Below are 1276 nucleotides of genomic sequence, written 5' to 3'. Positions count from 1 at the left end.
TCCCGCCGTGCCGCCGGAGGGCGGCAACATCAGCCTGTGCACCGGGTCCGGCGCGCTGGACCTGGCCGTGGGAGCCGTCACCGGCCTGCCCACGGTCATGGTCGGCGAAAAGGACCCGGCCGCCTCCCGGCTGCTGGCCGCCCGCCTGCCTCACGCCCGCAATCTCGGTGACATCACCGCGGTCGACTGGACGGACCTTTCCGCCTCGCTGCCGCGCCCGGCGGTGCTGACCGCTGGCTTTCCCTGCCAGGACATCTCCAACGCCGGACCTCGGGGAGGGATCGCCGGTGACCGCTCGGGACTCTGGAAAACCATCGCCCACGCCATTCGCCACCTTCGACCCCGACTCGTGTTCCTGGAAAACGTCGCCGCCATCCGAAGCCGGGGACTCGACGTCGTCGCCGCTGACCTGGCCGCGTGCGGGTACGACGCGCGGTGGATGTGCCTACGCGCTGGAGATCCCGAAGTCGGAGCCTGCCACCGCCGCGACCGCTGGTTCGCCGTCGCGTATCCCGCTGCTGAAGACCCCCACCTCACAGCTCGGACGCAACGGCGGACCCCAGCACCCGGACAAACGCAAGGCGGGCGGGCACGGGCCCACGCTGGAGGACGAAGTGGTCTTCTTGCTGCCCCCGACAGGCACCTGAGGCTGCTGCCCACCCCCGCCGCCGCCGACGGAACCGGCGGCCCCGGCACCTCCCCCAAGCGCAAAGGCGGCATGAACCTGCGCACCGCCGTGACGCTCCTGCCCACCCCCGCAGCACGCGACTGGAAGTCCGGCGCCTCCAACCTGCTGGGCACCAACTCGCGTCCGCTGAACGAGGTGGTGGTCAACCTGCTGCCCACCCCCAAGGCATCCGACGGACCGCACGGCGGGCCCAACCAGCGCGACACGGCCGGCAACTACTACCTCCCCGGCCAGGCCGTCCGCCTGGACGACCGGTGGGTGGCCACCAACGGCACCGACTACGGCCCCGCCATCCGCCGCTGGGAAGCCGTCCTGGGACGCCCCGCGCCGGAGCCGACCGAGGCGGGCACCAAGGGCAACCGCCGCCTGTCCCCGGCGTTCGTGGAATGGATGATGGGCGCCGATCCCGGCTGGGTGACAGATGCGGACCTGGGACTGTCCCGCTCCGACCAGCTCAAGATCCTCGGCAACGGCGTGGTTATCCACCAAGCCGCCCTCGCCTACCGCATGCTGCTCGCCGCCGTAGCGCCCGAAGCCGCTGATCCCGCCCCGTCCCAGCTCACCCTGGACATCGCCTAGCTACGCCAA

Annotated in this window: 1 protein-coding gene; it reads left to right on the top strand. The window is 71.7% G+C overall.

The window, feature by feature from the left end:
• The coding region (locus SSP24_RS42435; RefSeq protein WP_244951820.1) for a DNA cytosine methyltransferase at positions 1-1267 on the top strand (1267 nt) is incomplete at its 5' end.
• Between the last annotated feature and the right edge of the window lie 9 nt (positions 1268-1276).

The organism is Streptomyces spinoverrucosus (genome assembly GCF_006539505.1).
GTDB lineage: Bacteria > Actinomycetota > Actinomycetes > Streptomycetales > Streptomycetaceae > Streptomyces > Streptomyces spinoverrucosus.
This window is presented reverse-complemented; position numbering and strand designations above follow the sequence as displayed.